Raw genomic sequence first — 14,592 nt, 5'->3', positions numbered from 1 at the left:
TCTGGACGTTGTTCCGGGCGGTCTGCGGATCGTGGAACTGGCCGACGGGGTGACCGAGGAGGAACTGCGCGCGGCGACCGAGGCGACAATCGTCGCCTGAGGCGCGGGCCGGCAGGGCGGAGGGGGCTCTGCCCCCGCCGTCCTGCGGACGGCCCCCCGGGATATTTGGAACCAAGGCAAAGCGGGCCCTGGGGCGGAACGGATCATGACGGCTGACGAGATCGAGCACCTGTTCACATGCCCCGACGGGCGGTTCTCCTGTGCGCGGTGGGGACGGCCGGTCGCCCCGGTGATCTTCGGCATGGCCGACGAGAGCCTCGACATCTTTCGCGCCGCGATGAGGGCGGGCTTTGCCCATGCCGGGCATCCGATGGTCGAGACCGACCCCGAGATGGGCGCCAACCTGATGCTGTTCTTCATGCGCGACTGGTCCGAGCTGGACGCCGTGCCGGATCTGGAGGCGCTGACCGGACAGGCCGGTCTGCCGGCGCGGCTGGCGGCGGCCGGGGGCGGGTCGGGGGCGTATCAATACCGCATCTTCCGATTCGACCCCGATGGCGGCATCCGCGCCTGCTTGGGCTTTCTGCGCCTGTCGGGCGCGTTGGCCGAGGCGCATCCCGCCCAGCTGGCCGAGACCGTAATGATGCGCTCGGCGCTGACTTTCGCGCGCGATGTCCGGGTCTCGCCACAGCTGGCCGCGCTGATCCGGGCAGCCTATGATCCGGTCCTGCCGGTGGCCAGCAGCGATCCGAGCCATGCGCTGCGGCTGGCGGCGCGGATGGCTGCCGCGGCGCCATGACCCATCGCATCCGGCTGCGCGTCTATTACGAGGATACCGATCTGGCCGGGATCGTCTATTACGCCAATTACCTGAGATTCATCGAGCGGGGGCGCTCGGACTGGTTGCGAGAGCTGGGGCTGGACCAGCGCGCGCTGAAGGAGGATCAGGGCATCGTCTTCGCCGTCCGCCGCATCGAGGCCGATTACCTCGCCCCGGCCCGGTTCGAGGACGTGCTGGACGTCACCACCGCGCTGAGCGAGGCGCGGCCGGCGCGGCTGGTCCTGACGCAGGAGGTTCTGCGCGACGGGCTGGCCCTGTTCCGCGCGACCGTCACCATCGTCTGTCTGGGCGCGGCGGGCCGGCCCGTCCGCCTGCCTGCCGATCTGCGCCGCGTCCTGGCGCCCTGATTGCCGCAAAGGACAGGCTGGCGCGTTGCGGGCGCCTTGCCTATGAGGCGATTGCGGCACAGCCTGCCCATATCGGGGGAAGTGACGCCTTTGTGTTGCCGCGGGGGATGAAACCCGTGGCAGATACAGGGTAAAAGGCGCCCGACCCGGCAGAGCCCGCCGCAGGTCCATGACGACGAGGCAGTGAAGATGGATACCATTCAGGCCGCCGAGGCCATCGACTTTTCGGCCGTGGGGCTGTTCCTGCAATCCTCGCTGACGGTGCAGGTCGTGATGATCATGCTGCTCCTGGCCTCGTTCTGGGCCTGGGCGATCATCGTCCAGAAATACCTGGTCTTTGCGCGCGCGCGCCGGGATGCGGCGGCCTTCGACCGCGCCTTCTGGTCGGGCGAGCCGCTGGACGATCTCTATGACCGGATCGGGGACCGGCCGCGCACCGCGCCCGAACGCATCTTTGCCGCCGGCATGACCGAATGGAACCGCAGCCAGCGCGACAGCGGCGACCTGATCCCCGGCTCTCTGCCGCGCATCGACCGCGCCATGAACATCGCCATCCAGCGCGAGGAAGCCCGCCTGTTCAAGGGCCTGTCCTTCCTGGCGACGGTCGGCTCGACCTCGCCCTTCATCGGGCTGTTCGGGACGGTCTGGGGGATCAAGACCGCCTTCGAGGGCATTGCGCTGAGCCAGGATACCAGCCTTGCCGTCGTCGCCCCCGGCATCGCCGAGGCGCTTCTGGCGACCGCGCTTGGCCTTGTCGCGGCAATTCCGGCGGTGATCTTCTACAACAAGCTGTCGGGCGACGCCGACCGCATCACCGGCAGCTGGGAGAATTTCGCCGACGAATTCGCCAGCCTGCTGTCGCGCCAGATCGAAGAGCCCGCCGCATGAGCGCCTCGGTCGTCAAGCGCGAGGCCCGCAAGGGGCGCGGCAGGCGGCGCAACGCGCCCATGTCCGAGATCAACGTGACGCCCTTCGTGGACGTCATGCTGGTGCTGCTGATCATCTTCATGGTGGCCGCCCCGCTGCTGACGGCGGGCGTGCCGCTGAACCTGCCGCAGACCGCCGCCAATGCCGTGCCGACCGAGCAGGAAGAGCCGCTGGTCATCTCTGTTCCGGCGGATGGCCAAGTGCTGGTGATGGATCTGCCGGTCCCCGATACCGAAGTCGTCGCGCGGCTGCGCGCGATCCTGGCGGAACGGCAGTCGGGGCGCGTCTTCCTGCGTGCGGATGGCGCGATCCCCTATGCCCGCGTGGTCCAGATCATGGGCGCGCTGAATTCGGCGGGCATCACCGATATCGTCCTGGTCACCGAGACCGGCGGCCCGCGGATGGATGGCTAGGCGATGAGCGAACGGGAAGAACGCATCGGTCGGTGGGTCTCGGGGGTGGCGCATGGCTCGCTGATCCTCTGGGCGGTGCTGGGCGGTGCGTTGTTCCGGCCGCAGACCATGCCGCCGATGCGCAGCACGCAGGTCTCGACCATCAGCGGCGCCGAGTTCGAGGCGCTGGCCGCCGCCTCGCGCGGGGCCGGGCCGGTCGCGCCGGATGCGACGGCGGTGGCCAGCCTGCCCACGCCTTCGGGCGATGAGGGGGCCGAGGCGCCCGCAAGCTCGACCGCGCCCGAGGCCCAGGATGTCGCCGAACTGGCCCGCCCCGACGCCGCCGAGCCGGCCCCTGACCTGAGCGATTTCGCCGCGCGAGAGCCCGTCGCGGTTGCAAGCGATCTGGCCCAGCCCCCCGCCGCCCAGTCCGAGGCGCCCGCCGAAAGCCCCTCGGTCCCTGCCGCCGCCGAGACCGCGCCCCAGCCAGGCGCCGCGCCGTCGCTCGATGCCCCTGCGCCGCCGAGCTCTGCGCTGGCGCTGGCCGTCTCGCCCCGCCCGCAGCAGCGCCCCGACGATCTGGTTCAGGCGTTCAACCGCCGCGTGGCCGAGCGTGAGGCGGCAGAGGCGGCAGAGGCCGCCGCCCGTCAGGCCGCCGCCGAGGCCGCCCGCGCTGAGACCGAGGCGCTGGCACGGGCGGAAGCCGAGCGTCAGGCCGCCGATGAGCGTCGCCGTGCCGAGGCCGCGGAGGCAGAGCGCCGCGCCGCAGCCGAACGCGAGGCCGAGGAACGCCGCCGTGCCGAGGCCGCAGACGCAGAACGCCGTGCCGCAGCCGAACGCGAGGCCGAGGAACGCCGCCGTGCCGAGGCCGCAGAGGCCGAGCGCCGCGCCGCAGCCGAACGCGAGGCCGAAGAACGCCGCCGCGCGGAGGCCGCAGAGGCCGAGCGCCGCGCCGCAGCCGAACGCGAGGCCGAAGAACGCCGCCGCGCAGAGGCCGCAGAGGCAGAACGCCGTGCCGCAGCCGAACGCGAGGCCGAGGAACGCCGCCGCGCAGAGGCCGCGGAGGCAGAGCGCCGCGCCGCAGCCGAACGCGAGGCCGAGGAACGCCGCCGAGCCGAGGCCGCCGACGCAGAACGCCTTGCCGCAGCCGACCGCGAGGCCGAGGAACGCCGCCGCGCCGAGGCCGCCGACGCCGAGCGCCGCGCCGCAGCCGAACGTGAGGCCGAAGAACGCCGCCGCGCAGAGGCCGCCGAAGCCGAGCGTCTGGCCGCCGAACGCGAGGCGGCCGATCGTCGCGCGCTTGAGGACGCGCTGCGCGAGGCCCAACAGGATAATGCGGGCGCCGGGGGGACCGATACGGCCTCGACCGGGGATGCCTTTGGCGGTGACCGCCAGCGCATCGAGGGCGGCGACGGCGCCTCGGCCGGGCTGGACCCGCTGGCCGCCGCGCTGGCGGGGGCGCTGTCGGGCAATGGCGGCGAGGCGCCCGCGCCCGACGCGATGCAGTTCGCGCCCTCGGGGATCAGCGCTACAGCCCTTCCCGATCCGCAGGACGATGCGGCCCTTGGCGGGCTCCCGGTCGGCGCGCCCCTCTCGCTGGCCGAACGCGAGGGGCTGCGCATGGCGATCGAGCAGTGCTGGAACGTCAACATGCTGTCGGTCGAGGCTGCGCAGACGACGGTGACGGTCGCCTTCTCGCTTGGCCCGGACGGCGTTCCCGAACAGGCCAGCATGAGGATTGCCGATTTCCAGGGCGGCTCGGCCAGCGCGGCCGAACAGGCCTTTGACGTGGCCCGCCGCGCGATCCTGATGTGCGGACGCTCGGGCTATGCCCTGCCCGCCGAGAAATACGGCCGCTGGCGCGATGTCGAGGTAAGCTTTCGCCCCGGCGGCGTTGAATTCTGACGACCCCTGGCGTCAGGCCTCCGCGCCTGCCGCCCGATCAAGGTAATGAGGACGCGATGTTCCACAAGCTGACCCTTGCCCCTGCCCTTGCGGCGATCCTGGTGCTCGGCGCGCCCGCCCTGCCTGCGATGGCGCAGAGCGGGCCGTTGCGGATCGAGATCACCGATGGCGTGATCGAGCCCATGTCCATCGCCATCCCGGCCTTTCACGGTGATGCCGAGCTGGCCGCGCGGGTGCGTCAGGTCGTGGCCGACAACCTGACCGGCACGGGCCTGTTCCGCGAGATCCCCGCCGAGGCCCATACTGCCCGCCCTGCCAGCTTTGCCGATGCCGTCAGCTACGAGGAATGGCGCGCGGTGAATGCCCAGGCCCTCGTCACCGCCGAGGTGACGCGGGTGGGCGAGGATATCAGCGTCCGCTTCCGGCTGTTCGACGTGTTCTCGGGGCAGCCGCAGGGCGACGGGATGCAGTTCGACGCCCGCGCCGCAGATTGGCGCCGCGCCGCCCACAAGATCGCCGACCAGATCTATGCCCGCCTGACCGGCGAGCGGCCCTATTTCGACAGCCGCGTGGCCTTCGTGCAGGAGACCGGCCCCAAGAATGCCCGGATCAAGCGCATCGGGGTCATGGATTACGACGGCGCGAACATCCGCTGGATGACCGACAGCGCCTCGCTGGTTCTGGCGCCGAAATTCTCGCCCGACGGGCGGCAGATCCTGTTCACCAGCTATGACAGCGGCTTTCCGCAGATCCGCCTGCTGGATGTGGCCAGCGTGACCTCGCGTCCGCTGACGCAGGATGCAGGCGCGATGGCCTTTGCCCCTGCCTTCAGCCCGGATGGCCGGCGCATCGCCTATTCGCGCGAACAGGGCGGCAATTCCGATATCTGGCTGATGGATGTGGCGACGGGCGGGCAGCGCCCGCTGACCAACGCGCCCTCGATCGAGACCTCGCCCAGCTTCAGCCCGGATGGCAGCCGCATCGTCTTTGAAAGCGACCGCTCGGGGACGCCGCAGCTTTACATCATGGGCCTCGATGGCGGCGAGCCGCAGCGGATCAGCTTCGGCGACGGCCGCTACGGCACCCCGGTCTGGTCGCCGCGCGGGGACATGATCGCCTTCACCAAGCGGATCGGTGACCGGTTCCACATCGGCGTGATGCGGACCGACGGGTCGGGCGAGAAGATGCTGACCGAATCCTTCCTCGACGAGGGGCCGACCTGGGCGCCGAACGGGCGGGTGGTAATGTTCACGCGCGTCACCCCCGGCGGAACCGGCGAGCCGCGGCTGCATTCTGTGGACATCACCGGGCGAAACATGCGACCGCTTCAACTGGAATTTGCCGCCTCGGATCCGTCCTGGGGTCCGCTGCTGCCATGAGGGATAAGATGACCCACGCCGCGACCAAGCCTGCACTGATCGCCTGTCTTCTGGCGCTGGCCGCCTGCGCACAGCCTGCCCCGCCTGCGCCGCCGGTCATCGACCCCTATGCCCAGACCGGGGCGGGCGCGGTCTTTCAGGGCAACCTGCCCGGCGGCGTGATCGGCGTCGAGGGCAGCGCCCAGTTCTTCCGCGCGCAGGTGGGCGACACGGTGCTGTTTCCCGCGGACCAGACCGCGCTGACGCCCGAGGCCCGCGCGGTCCTGACCCGCCAGGCCGCCTGGCTGAACCGGCACGGAAACTTCACCGCGATCATCCAGGGCCATGCCGAAGAGACCGGCACCCGCGAATACAACCTTGCGCTTGGCGCGCGCCGCGCCAGCGCCGTGCAGGAATATCTGGTCGCGCAGGGCGTCGCGCCGGGACGCATCCGCACCCTCTCCTTCGGCAAGGAACGCCCGGCCGAGGTCTGTTCGGACGAAAGCTGCTATGCCCGCAACCGCCGCGCCGTGACGGTGGTCAGCGATGGCGGGGCGGGCCTGTGATGCGCGTCTGGCCGGTCGCCTTGCTTCTGGCACTGGCCAGCCCCGTGCTGGCCCAGCAGGCCGATGCGCCGCAGGGCGAGGCGCCCGCGGTCCAGGACCCCGAGCGCGAGGCCAGCCTGGCCGAGATGCGGACGAGCCTCGCCGAATTGCGGGCCAATCTGCAGCGGCTTCGGGCGGAGCTTGTGGCCTCGGGCGCCCAGGGGTTCCAGGCGGCGGGCGGAGAGACCGCCATCGACCGCATGAACGCGATGGAGGCGCAGCTGATGCGCCTGACCGATCAGGCCGAACGGTTGCAGAACCGCATCAATCGTGTCGCCGCCGACAATGAGAGGCGGCTGGCCGATCTGGAATTCCGTCTGTGCGAAATGGACGAGACCTGCGATCTCAGCGCGCTGACCGTGCCTTCGGGCGCGGGCGGGCTGCAGCCGGAACTGGCGCCCTCGGCCCCTGCGGCCAGCGTGGGAGAAAGCACGGCCGGTGTGGCGACCGCCGCCGAGCAGGCCGATTTCGACCGGGCCCGCAGCGCGCTTGATGCCGGGAACACGCTCGAGGCCGCGCGCCTTTTCGCGCAGGTGGCCGAGACCCATGCCGGTGGCCCCCTGACCGCCGAGGCCCTGTTCCTGCGCGGCGTTGCGCTGGAGCGCGGCGGCGATCCGCGCGCGGCCGCCACCGCCTGGCTTGAGGGTTTCGCCGCCGATCCCGACAGCAGCCGCGCGGCGGAAAGCCTGCTCGGCATCGCCCGCGTGATCGAGGGCCAGGGCGACACGACCGCCGCCTGTCTCTATCTGGCCGAGATCCCGGCCCGCTTTCCTGGCAGCGGCCCCGCGCAGGAAGCCGAGGCCGCGCTGGTCAGGCTGGGCTGCGGCAGCGCCGATCTGGGAGTGCTGGACCCGCTGCTGGACCCGGCGCTCGATCCCGAGGCGCTGGCCGATCTGGCCGAACACGAATAGGGGCGGCGCGTGACCGCCCCGGGGGGCGACCCTGCCGCGCGGATCATGGCCGCACTGGACCGTCTGGCGGGCGATCTGCCCGCGCTTGGGCTGGCCGTGTCGGGGGGCGGTGATTCGGTCGCGCTGATGCAGGTCGCGGCGGAATGGGCGCGGGGCCGCCGCGTCATGGTCGCCACGGTTGATCACGACCTTCGCCCCGGCAGCGCGCTGGAGGCCGCCGAGGTCGGTCGCGCCGCGCGCGCCTTGGGTCTGACCCATGCCACTCTGCGCTGGCAGCGCGAGACGCGCACCGGCAACCTGATGGCACAGGCCCGCGACGCGCGGCTGCGGCTGCTGGCGGGCTGGGCCAGACGCAACGAGCTGCCCGCCGTGGCACTTGGCCATACGGCCGACGACATGGCCGAGACGCTGCTGATGCGGCTGGTCCGCAGCGCCGGGATCGACGGGCTGGCGGGCATGGCCGAATGGCGCGACGCCTTCGGGATGCGCTGGCTGCGCCCCGCCCTGGGCACCCACCGGCAGGAATTGCGCGACTGGCTGACGGCCCGCGGCGTCAGCTGGATCGACGATCCCAGCAACGAGAACCCCGATTTCGAACGCGTCCGCATCCGGCGCGCGATGGCCGCGCTTGGTCTGGACCCGGCCCCCCTCGCGCTGGCTGCGCGCCATATCGCCGAGGCGCGCGACGCCTTGTGCGATTTTGCCGCGCTGGTGGCGCGGGACGCGCAGATCGCGCAGGGCCGTCTGATCCTGCCGCGCGGCGCCTTCAACGAGGCCCCGCCCGAGATCCGGCGCCGCCTGCTGGTCGCCTCGTGCCGCTGGATCACCGGCGCCGATTACCCGCCGCGCCGCGCCACGCTGCTGCATGCCCTCCGTTCGATCGAGGCGGGGGCGCGGGTGACGCTGGACGGCACGATGATCGCGCCCTCGGGCGCCGACCTGCGTCTGACGCGCGAGGCGGCGGGGGCCGGGCGCGCGGTGCCGGTGGTTTCGGGTCCCTGGGACAGGCGCTGGCTGGTCGAGGGGCTGGGCCCCGGACAGCATGTCGCCGCGCTTGGCCTGGCGCCTCTGACGCGGCTGCCCTGGCGCGATGCGGGGCTTGCCCGCGACGAGGCCGCCGCCAGCCCTGCCATCTGGCAGGGCGAGACCCTGGTGGCCGCCCCGTTGCTGCGACCGGGGCCGTGGCGGATCACGCCTCTGCGCGGCGCGGCAGATTTCCGCAGCCTGGTGAAGGCGCATTGAACCTTTGCCGATAATCCCTATTTTCAAGGCAACCCTATCCCGCCGGAGGACCGACTTTGGGCAACGCACGCAACTTCGCCTTCTGGGTGGTTCTGTTTCTGATGATCCTGGCGCTGTTCAACATGTTCAGCGACGGGGCCGGAACCGCCAACAACCGGCAGATCAGCTATTCGGACTTCATGCAGCGGGTGCAGAATGACCAGGTCAGCGCCGTGGTCATCGACGGCGAGAACGTCACGATCACCGGCACGGACGGCCAGCAATATGCCACGATCCGCCCCCTGGGCGAGGAACTGGCCGGCAATCTGGTTAATCGCGGCATCGACGTGCGTGTGGTCCGCCAGCAAAGTTCGGGCTTCATGTCGATGCTGGGCGTGTGGCTGCCCTTCATCCTGCTGATCGGCGTCTGGATCTTCTTCATGAACCGCATGCAGGGCGGCGGTCGCGGCGGCGCGATGGGCTTCGGCAAGTCGCGCGCCAAGCTCTTGACCGAGAAATCGGGCCGCGTGACCTTCGACGATGTGGCGGGCATCGACGAGGCCAAGGAAGAGCTTGAGGAAATCGTCGAATTCCTGCGCAACCCGCAGAAGTTCAGCCGCCTCGGCGGCAAGATCCCGAAAGGGGCGCTGCTGGTCGGTCCTCCGGGCACCGGCAAGACGCTGCTCGCCCGCGCCATCGCCGGCGAGGCGGGCGTGCCGTTCTTCACCATCTCGGGCTCGGACTTCGTGGAGATGTTCGTCGGTGTCGGCGCCAGCCGCGTGCGCGACATGTTCGAGCAGGCGAAGAAATCCGCCCCCTGCATCCTGTTCATCGACGAGATCGACGCAGTGGGCCGCGCCCGCGGCGTCGGCATCGGCGGCGGCAATGACGAGCGCGAGCAGACGCTGAACCAGCTTCTGGTCGAGATGGACGGCTTCGAGGCGAACGAGGGCATCATCATCGTCGCCGCGACCAACCGCAAGGACGTGCTGGACCCCGCGCTGCTGCGTCCGGGCCGCTTCGACCGCCAGATCTATGTTCCGAACCCCGATATCAAGGGCCGCGAGCGGATCCTGTCGGTCCATGCCCGCAAGGTGCCGGTCGGCCCCGATGTCGATCTGCGCATCATCGCGCGCGGCACGCCCGGCTTTTCGGGCGCCGACCTGATGAACCTGGTGAACGAGGCCGCCCTGATGGCCGCCCGGATCGGCCGCCGCTTCGTCAGCATGGAAGATTTCGAGAACGCCAAGGACAAGGTGATGCTGGGCGTCGAGCGCCGCAGCATGGTCCTGACGCCCGAGCAGAAGGAAAAGACCGCCTATCACGAGGCCGGTCACGCCGTTGTCGGCCTGTCGCTGCCCAAATGCGACCCGGTCTACAAGGCGACGATCATCCCACGGGGCGGCGCGCTTGGCATGGTCGTCAGCCTGCCCGAGATGGATCGCCTGAACTTCCACAAGGACGAGGCCAAGCAGAAGATCGCCATGACCATGGCCGGCAAGGCCGCCGAGATCATCAAGTACGGCGAAGAGGGCGTCTCGAACGGTCCTGCCGGCGACATCCAGCAGGCCAGCGCGCTCGCCCGCGCGATGGTGATGCGGTGGGGCATGTCCGACAAGGTCGGGGCCGTGGACTACGCCGAGGCGCATGAGGGCTATAACGGCAGCACAGGCGGTTTCTCGGTCTCGGCCGCGACCAAGGAGCTGATCGAACAAGAGGTCCGCGAGCTGATCGAAGAGGGTTATCAGGAAGCCCGCCGCATCCTGATCGAGAAAGAGGCCGAGTTCGAGCGGCTGGCCAAGGGTCTTCTGGAATACGAGACCCTGACCGGCGAGGAGATCGGCAAGATCCTTCGCGGCGAGCCCCTGGATGGTGGCGACGACAGCGGGCCGGGCAGTGTGATCCCCTCGGTCACGGCGATCCCCAAGGCGGGCAAGCCCGTGCAGGGCGGCGACCCCGCCCCGGCCTGATCCGGACTTTAGGAACGACAAAGCCCCGGCAGGACCGGGGCTTTTTCATGCGCGGCGTCGGGACGGACGGGTTCAGGGGGTCAGCCCCTCGGGGTCGGTCAGGCCGTTCGCGCGGGCCGTCGCCGTCAGGGTATTGGCAAGCAGGCAGGCGATGGTCATCGGCCCCACCCCGCCCGGAACCGGCGTGATCGCGCCGGCCACCGGAAGGGCGCTGGCGAAATCGACATCGCCGACCAGACCCGCCTCGGTCCGGTTGATCCCGACATCAATCACCGTCGCGCCGGGCTTGATCCAGTCGCCCTTGACGAATTCGGCGCGGCCGACGGCGGCGACCAGGATATCGGCCTCGCGGCAGAGCGCGGGCAGATCGGCGGTGCGCGAATGGGCCACCGTGACCGTCGCGCTGTCGCGCAGCAGAAGCTGCGCCATCGGCTTGCCGACGATATTGCTGCGCCCGATCACCACCGCGCGCTTGCCCGCCAGGTCGCCCAGCCGGTCGCGCAGCAGCATCAGGCAGCCAAGCGGCGTGCAGGGCACCATCGCCTTTTGCCCCGTGGCCAACAGCCCGACATTCAGGATGTGGAACCCGTCGACATCCTTTTCCGGCGCGATCGCGTTGATGACCGCGGCCTCGTCCATGTGGCGCGGCAGGGGAAGCTGCACGAGGATGCCGTTCACCGCAGGATCGGCGTTCAGCCGCGCGATCAGGGCCAGCAATTCGTCCTCGGGTGTCGTGTCGGGCAGGCGATGTTCGAACGAGGCCATGCCCACCTCGACCGTCATGCGCCCCTTGGACCGCACATAGACCTGGCTGGCCGGGTCCTCGCCCACCAGCACCACGGCAAGGCCGGGCTTGATCCCGCGCCGGGCCAGCGCCTCGACCTCGGTGGCGATCCGGGCGCGCAATCCGGCCGCGAAAGCCTTTCCGTCGATGATCGCTGCGGTCATGGCTGCTCCTTGCGTTCAAGCTGGCGTTCTTCCTGGGCGATGGCAGCCTCGATCAGCTGCCGCCAGATCGTCTCGATCAGGTCGGCATCCAGCCCGTGATCCAGGGCATGGCTGCGCGCATTGGCGACGACCTCCTCGACGCGGGCGTCGATGCGGGCGGGCCATCCGTTCACCGCCTTGAGCTGCGCCGCACGGTCGATCAGGTCACGCCGGCGCGCCAGCATGCGAACCAGGTCGCGGTCCAGTGTGTCGATCTCGACCCGGAGGGCCTGCATATCGGGGATCTGGTCGGTGGGCTTCATGCCCGTCCCATGCAACGCCGCAGGGGAATAAGCAAGGGTTCAGCCTGCCGCAGCGGCCAGCGCGCGGCGCAGCCGCCACAAGAGCGATTGAAGCCCCTCGACCTCGGACTGGCTAAGCCCGTGCGATTCGCCGATCCGCTTCAGCACGGACTTTGCCGGCTGCTGCAGGGCCCGCCCGGCCGCGGTCAGGCTCACGCGGACGCGGCGTTCGTCATCGGTGTCGCGCCGGCGGTTCACCAGCCCCGCCTGTTCCAGCCGCTTGAGCAGCGGCGTCAGGGTGCTGCTGTCAAGACCAAGCCCCGCGCTGATGATCCCGACGCTCTGCCCGTCCTCTTGCCAGAGCGAGGTCAGAACCAGGAATTGCGGATAGGTCACGCCCAATTCGTCCAGCATCGGCTTGTACAGCCGGCCAAAAGCCAGATTGGCGGCATAGACATCGAAGCACAGCATCGTGTCCAATGAGAAGTGAGACGAATCGTTCATATTTTCTATCTATGGGCCAACAGCCTTCCGCGCAATTAACGAATTGCATTAGACTGATTTGCCTGCGTTGGGCAGCGCCTGTTTTAATAAAGGTTTATTCAACCTTTGTCAGCCGTCGCTGTCGAACAAATCACTTTGCGCGGGAATCCGCGGGGCCTCGATCCCCAGATGGCGCCAGGCCCGAGGTGCAAGCTGCCGCCCGCGCGGCGTGCGTGCGATCAGGCCCTGCTGCAGCAGATAGGGCTCGATCACCTCCTCGATCGCATCTCGGCTTTCCGACAGCGCGGCCGCGAGGGTCTCGACCCCGACCGGGCCGCCGCCGTAATGCTGCGCCATCAGCGTCAGATAGCGCCGATCCGCACCGTCAAGGCCCAGATCGTCCACGCCGAGCCGCGTCAGCGCCAGATCGGCGATCTCGCGCGTCAGGCGGCCATTGCCCTCGACCAGCGCGAAATCGACCACCCGGCGCAGAAGCCGCCCGGCGATGCGCGGCGTGCCACGGGCGCGGCGGGCGATTTCCATCGTGCCTTCCGGATCGGCGCTGATCCCCATCAGACGCGCGCCGCGCTGCACGATCAGGTCAAGTTCGGCAATTTCATAGAATTGCAGGCGCGTCGGAATGCCGAACCGGTCGCGCAGCGGCGTCGTCAGAAGGCCCAGCCGCGTCGTGGCGCCGACCAGCGTGAAGGGCTGCAACTCGATCCGGACGGTGCGGGCGGCGGGCCCCTCGCCGATCACCAGATCCAGCTCGAAATCCTCCATCGCGGGGTAGAGCACCTCCTCGACGGCGGGGTTCATGCGATGGATCTCGTCTATGAACAGGACGTCGCGGGCTTCCAGATTGGTCAGGATCGCCGCGAGGTCGCCGGCCCGGGCGATGACCGGCCCCGAGGTCATGCGGAAGTTCACGCCCAGTTCGCGCGCCATGATCTGCGCCAGCGTCGTCTTGCCCAGCCCCGGGGGGCCGTAGAACAGCGTGTGGTCCATCGCCTTGCCGCGCATGCGCGCGCTTTCGATGAAGACCTTCAGGTTGGCCCGTGCCTCGGCCTGGCCCACGAATTCCGACAGGCCCTGGGGTCGCAAGGCGCGATCCTCGGCATCGCCCTCCATCCGGTCGGCGCGCAGCACGGGGTCCGGCTGGCTCATCCGCGTGACCAGGGATCGTTGCGGCCCGCGCGCGGGATGCGGCTGGCAGCGGTCGGCCGGACGGGGGCGGCGGCGGCGCGCCCCTCCAGTGCCATCAGGCGGGCGATGCGCTCCTCGGTGGGCGGATGGGTGGCGAACAGCCGGTCGGCCTTGAGCGCGTGCAGCGGATTGATGATGAACATCGCGGCAGCGGCAGGGTTCTTTTCGGCCGGCACGTTCACGCTGCGGCCTGCGGCAGCGCTGATCCGCTGCAGCGCCGAGGCCAGCGCCCGCGGCTGCCCGCAGATCGCGGCGCCGGTCGCGTCGGCCTCGTATTCGCGGGCGCGCGAGATGGCCATCTGAACCATCGCCGCGGCCAGAGGCGCCAGGACCATGGCCAGAACCGCGCCGATCCCGCCCCCGCGCCCGTCGCGCCCGCCCATGAACAGCATCATGTTGCCCATCATGGCAATCGCCCCCGCCATCGTCGCCGTGATGGTCATGGTCAGCGTGTCGCGATGCTTGATATGGGCCAGCTCATGCGCGATCACACCGGCGATCTCGTCGCGGTTCAGCGCGCGCAACAGGCCCTGCGTGACCGCGACGGCGGCATTTTCAGGGTTGCGGCCGGTGGCAAAGGCATTGGGCTGTTCGGTCGGAAGCAGATAGAGCTTCGGCATCGGCATCTCGGCGCGACGCGCCAGATCGGCGGTCATGGCGTAAAGCTCGGCCCCCTGATTGGGCGACAGTTCGACCGCGCCCTGCTGGCGCAGGACCATCTTGTCGCTGTTCCAGTAGGCAAAGAAGTTCATGCCCCCCGCGATCAGCAGCGCCAGAACCGCGCCGCCGCCACCGCCCAGCATCCAGCCCAGAACCATGACCAGCGCCGTCAGCGCGGCCATCAGCATGAAGACCTTGATATTCGCTTCCATCAGCCAGCCTCCGCTAATCCTTCGGCGCCAGAAGACGCAGCGCCGCCCGGATCAGAACGGGGGTCGAGGCGCCCGGTTCCCCCGCCTGAGCCTCGGCCACTGCCGCCGCCGCTTCGGAGGGACCATAGCCCAGATTGGCCAGCGCCGACAGGGCATCGGCCATGGCCTGACCGGAATTTGCGGCCCCGCCCGCCTTCCGCGCCGCGGCTGGCGGGGTGGGCGTCGTGGCGCCCGGCGCCACGGCGGCGGGGGGGGCGGGGGGGATGCCCCCCGCCGCCCCGCCCCCCCCCCCCGCAACCGCCCCCGCGGCGACGGGCAGAGCACC

General features: G+C 70.0%; 15 protein-coding genes and 2 pseudogenes. 11 read left to right on the top strand and 6 right to left on the bottom strand.

Going from position 1 to position 14,592, the window contains the following annotated elements; all coding sequences use genetic code 11:
* The 11 genes and pseudogenes from QAR72_RS14705 to ftsH all read left to right on the top strand — a co-directional run.
* Positions 1–100, top strand: a pseudogene (locus QAR72_RS14705) (succinyl-CoA--3-ketoacid-CoA transferase); the annotation flags it as partial.
* 105 nt (positions 101–205) lie between these two features.
* Complete coding sequence (locus QAR72_RS14700) at positions 206–799, top strand: hypothetical protein (RefSeq protein WP_304618130.1); 594 nt, start codon at positions 206–208, stop codon at positions 797–799.
* Entirely contained in the window at positions 796–1,188 is a 393-nt protein-coding gene (ybgC, locus tag QAR72_RS14695; protein ID WP_304618129.1) for a tol-pal system-associated acyl-CoA thioesterase, read from the top strand. Before QAR72_RS14700 ends, ybgC begins: the two co-directional genes overlap by 4 nt.
* Before the next feature lie 189 nt (positions 1,189–1,377).
* Positions 1,378–2,076 carry a protein TolQ gene (tolQ, locus tag QAR72_RS14690; RefSeq protein WP_304618128.1) on the top strand — a complete coding sequence of 233 codons (699 nt, stop codon included), beginning with the start codon at positions 1,378–1,380 and terminating at the stop codon, positions 2,074–2,076.
* Positions 2,073–2,528: an ExbD/TolR family protein gene (locus QAR72_RS14685; protein ID WP_304618127.1), complete on the top strand. Its 456-nt coding sequence runs from the start codon at positions 2,073–2,075 to the stop codon at positions 2,526–2,528. The genes tolQ and QAR72_RS14685 overlap by 4 nt, the downstream gene beginning before the upstream one ends.
* Before the next feature lie 3 nt (positions 2,529–2,531).
* Entirely contained in the window at positions 2,532–4,412 is a 1,881-nt protein-coding gene (locus QAR72_RS14680) for a hypothetical protein (protein WP_304618126.1), read from the top strand.
* Between the two features lie 56 nt (positions 4,413–4,468).
* A complete protein-coding gene (gene tolB / locus QAR72_RS14675) occupies positions 4,469–5,791 on the top strand; it encodes a Tol-Pal system beta propeller repeat protein TolB (RefSeq protein ID WP_304618125.1) in 1,323 nt (440 codons plus the stop codon).
* An 8-nt stretch (positions 5,792–5,799) separates the two neighbouring features.
* The gene (gene pal, locus QAR72_RS14670; RefSeq protein WP_304618124.1) at positions 5,800–6,336 is read left to right on the top strand and encodes a peptidoglycan-associated lipoprotein Pal; all 537 of its coding nucleotides are present in this window, start codon (positions 5,800–5,802) and stop codon (positions 6,334–6,336) included.
* Positions 6,336–7,286: a tetratricopeptide repeat protein gene (locus QAR72_RS14665; RefSeq protein WP_304618123.1), complete on the top strand. Its 951-nt coding sequence runs from the start codon at positions 6,336–6,338 to the stop codon at positions 7,284–7,286. Before pal ends, QAR72_RS14665 begins: the two co-directional genes overlap by 1 nt.
* A gap of 9 nt (positions 7,287–7,295) precedes the next feature.
* The gene (gene tilS / locus QAR72_RS14660; protein ID WP_304618122.1) at positions 7,296–8,528 is read left to right on the top strand and encodes a tRNA lysidine(34) synthetase TilS; all 1,233 of its coding nucleotides are present in this window, start codon (positions 7,296–7,298) and stop codon (positions 8,526–8,528) included.
* Between the two features lie 56 nt (positions 8,529–8,584).
* Complete coding sequence (gene ftsH, locus QAR72_RS14655; protein WP_304618121.1) at positions 8,585–10,477, top strand: ATP-dependent zinc metalloprotease FtsH; 1,893 nt, start codon at positions 8,585–8,587, stop codon at positions 10,475–10,477.
* Between the two features lie 72 nt (positions 10,478–10,549).
* Here the strand turns inward: ftsH and folD are convergent, their stop codons facing one another.
* The 6 genes and pseudogenes from folD to QAR72_RS14625 all read right to left on the bottom strand — a co-directional run.
* Positions 10,550–11,425, bottom strand: coding sequence for a bifunctional methylenetetrahydrofolate dehydrogenase/methenyltetrahydrofolate cyclohydrolase FolD (gene folD / locus QAR72_RS14650; RefSeq protein ID WP_304618120.1), 876 nt, complete (start codon positions 11,423–11,425; stop codon positions 10,550–10,552).
* The gene (locus tag QAR72_RS14645; RefSeq protein ID WP_304618119.1) at positions 11,422–11,727 is read right to left on the bottom strand and encodes a chorismate mutase; all 306 of its coding nucleotides are present in this window, start codon (positions 11,725–11,727) and stop codon (positions 11,422–11,424) included. Before QAR72_RS14645 ends, folD begins: the two co-directional genes overlap by 4 nt.
* Before the next feature lie 39 nt (positions 11,728–11,766).
* Positions 11,767–12,210: a MarR family winged helix-turn-helix transcriptional regulator gene (locus tag QAR72_RS14640; RefSeq protein WP_304618118.1), complete on the bottom strand. Its 444-nt coding sequence runs from the start codon at positions 12,208–12,210 to the stop codon at positions 11,767–11,769.
* A 108-nt stretch (positions 12,211–12,318) separates the two neighbouring features.
* On the bottom strand, positions 12,319–13,356 hold the full coding sequence (gene ruvB, locus QAR72_RS14635; protein ID WP_304618117.1) for a Holliday junction branch migration DNA helicase RuvB: 1,038 nt from the start codon (positions 13,354–13,356) through the stop codon (positions 12,319–12,321).
* On the bottom strand, positions 13,353–14,267 hold the full coding sequence (gene htpX / locus QAR72_RS14630; protein ID WP_304618116.1) for a zinc metalloprotease HtpX: 915 nt from the start codon (positions 14,265–14,267) through the stop codon (positions 13,353–13,355). The genes ruvB and htpX overlap by 4 nt, the downstream gene beginning before the upstream one ends.
* A 13-nt stretch (positions 14,268–14,280) precedes the next feature.
* Positions 14,281–14,592, bottom strand: a pseudogene (locus QAR72_RS14625) (Holliday junction branch migration protein RuvA); the annotation flags it as partial.

The sequence above is a fragment of the Paracoccus sp. (in: a-proteobacteria) genome, assembly GCF_030604785.1.
GTDB lineage: Bacteria > Pseudomonadota > Alphaproteobacteria > Rhodobacterales > Rhodobacteraceae > Paracoccus.
This window is presented reverse-complemented; position numbering and strand designations above follow the sequence as displayed.

What these genes read in the sequence shown, in the direction of transcription:
- QAR72_RS14700 (WP_304618130.1), top strand. Translation starts at nt 206, where the DNA reads ATGACGGCTGACGAGATCGAGCACCTGTTCACATGCCCCGACGGGCGG.
- ybgC (WP_304618129.1), top strand. Translation starts at nt 796, where the DNA reads ATGACCCATCGCATCCGGCTGCGCGTCTATTACGAGGATACCGATCTG.
- tolQ (WP_304618128.1), top strand. Translation starts at nt 1,378, where the DNA reads ATGGATACCATTCAGGCCGCCGAGGCCATCGACTTTTCGGCCGTGGGG.
- QAR72_RS14685 (WP_304618127.1), top strand. Translation starts at nt 2,073, where the DNA reads ATGAGCGCCTCGGTCGTCAAGCGCGAGGCCCGCAAGGGGCGCGGCAGG.
- QAR72_RS14680 (WP_304618126.1), top strand. Translation starts at nt 2,532, where the DNA reads ATGAGCGAACGGGAAGAACGCATCGGTCGGTGGGTCTCGGGGGTGGCG.
- tolB (WP_304618125.1), top strand. Translation starts at nt 4,469, where the DNA reads ATGTTCCACAAGCTGACCCTTGCCCCTGCCCTTGCGGCGATCCTGGTG.
- pal (WP_304618124.1), top strand. Translation starts at nt 5,800, where the DNA reads ATGACCCACGCCGCGACCAAGCCTGCACTGATCGCCTGTCTTCTGGCG.
- QAR72_RS14665 (WP_304618123.1), top strand. Translation starts at nt 6,336, where the DNA reads ATGCGCGTCTGGCCGGTCGCCTTGCTTCTGGCACTGGCCAGCCCCGTG.
- folD (WP_304618120.1), bottom strand. Translation starts at nt 11,425, where the DNA reads ATGACCGCAGCGATCATCGACGGAAAGGCTTTCGCGGCCGGATTGCGC.
- QAR72_RS14645 (WP_304618119.1), bottom strand. Translation starts at nt 11,727, where the DNA reads ATGAAGCCCACCGACCAGATCCCCGATATGCAGGCCCTCCGGGTCGAG.
- QAR72_RS14640 (WP_304618118.1), bottom strand. Translation starts at nt 12,210, where the DNA reads ATGAACGATTCGTCTCACTTCTCATTGGACACGATGCTGTGCTTCGAT.
- ruvB (WP_304618117.1), bottom strand. Translation starts at nt 13,356, where the DNA reads ATGAGCCAGCCGGACCCCGTGCTGCGCGCCGACCGGATGGAGGGCGAT.
- htpX (WP_304618116.1), bottom strand. Translation starts at nt 14,267, where the DNA reads ATGGAAGCGAATATCAAGGTCTTCATGCTGATGGCCGCGCTGACGGCG.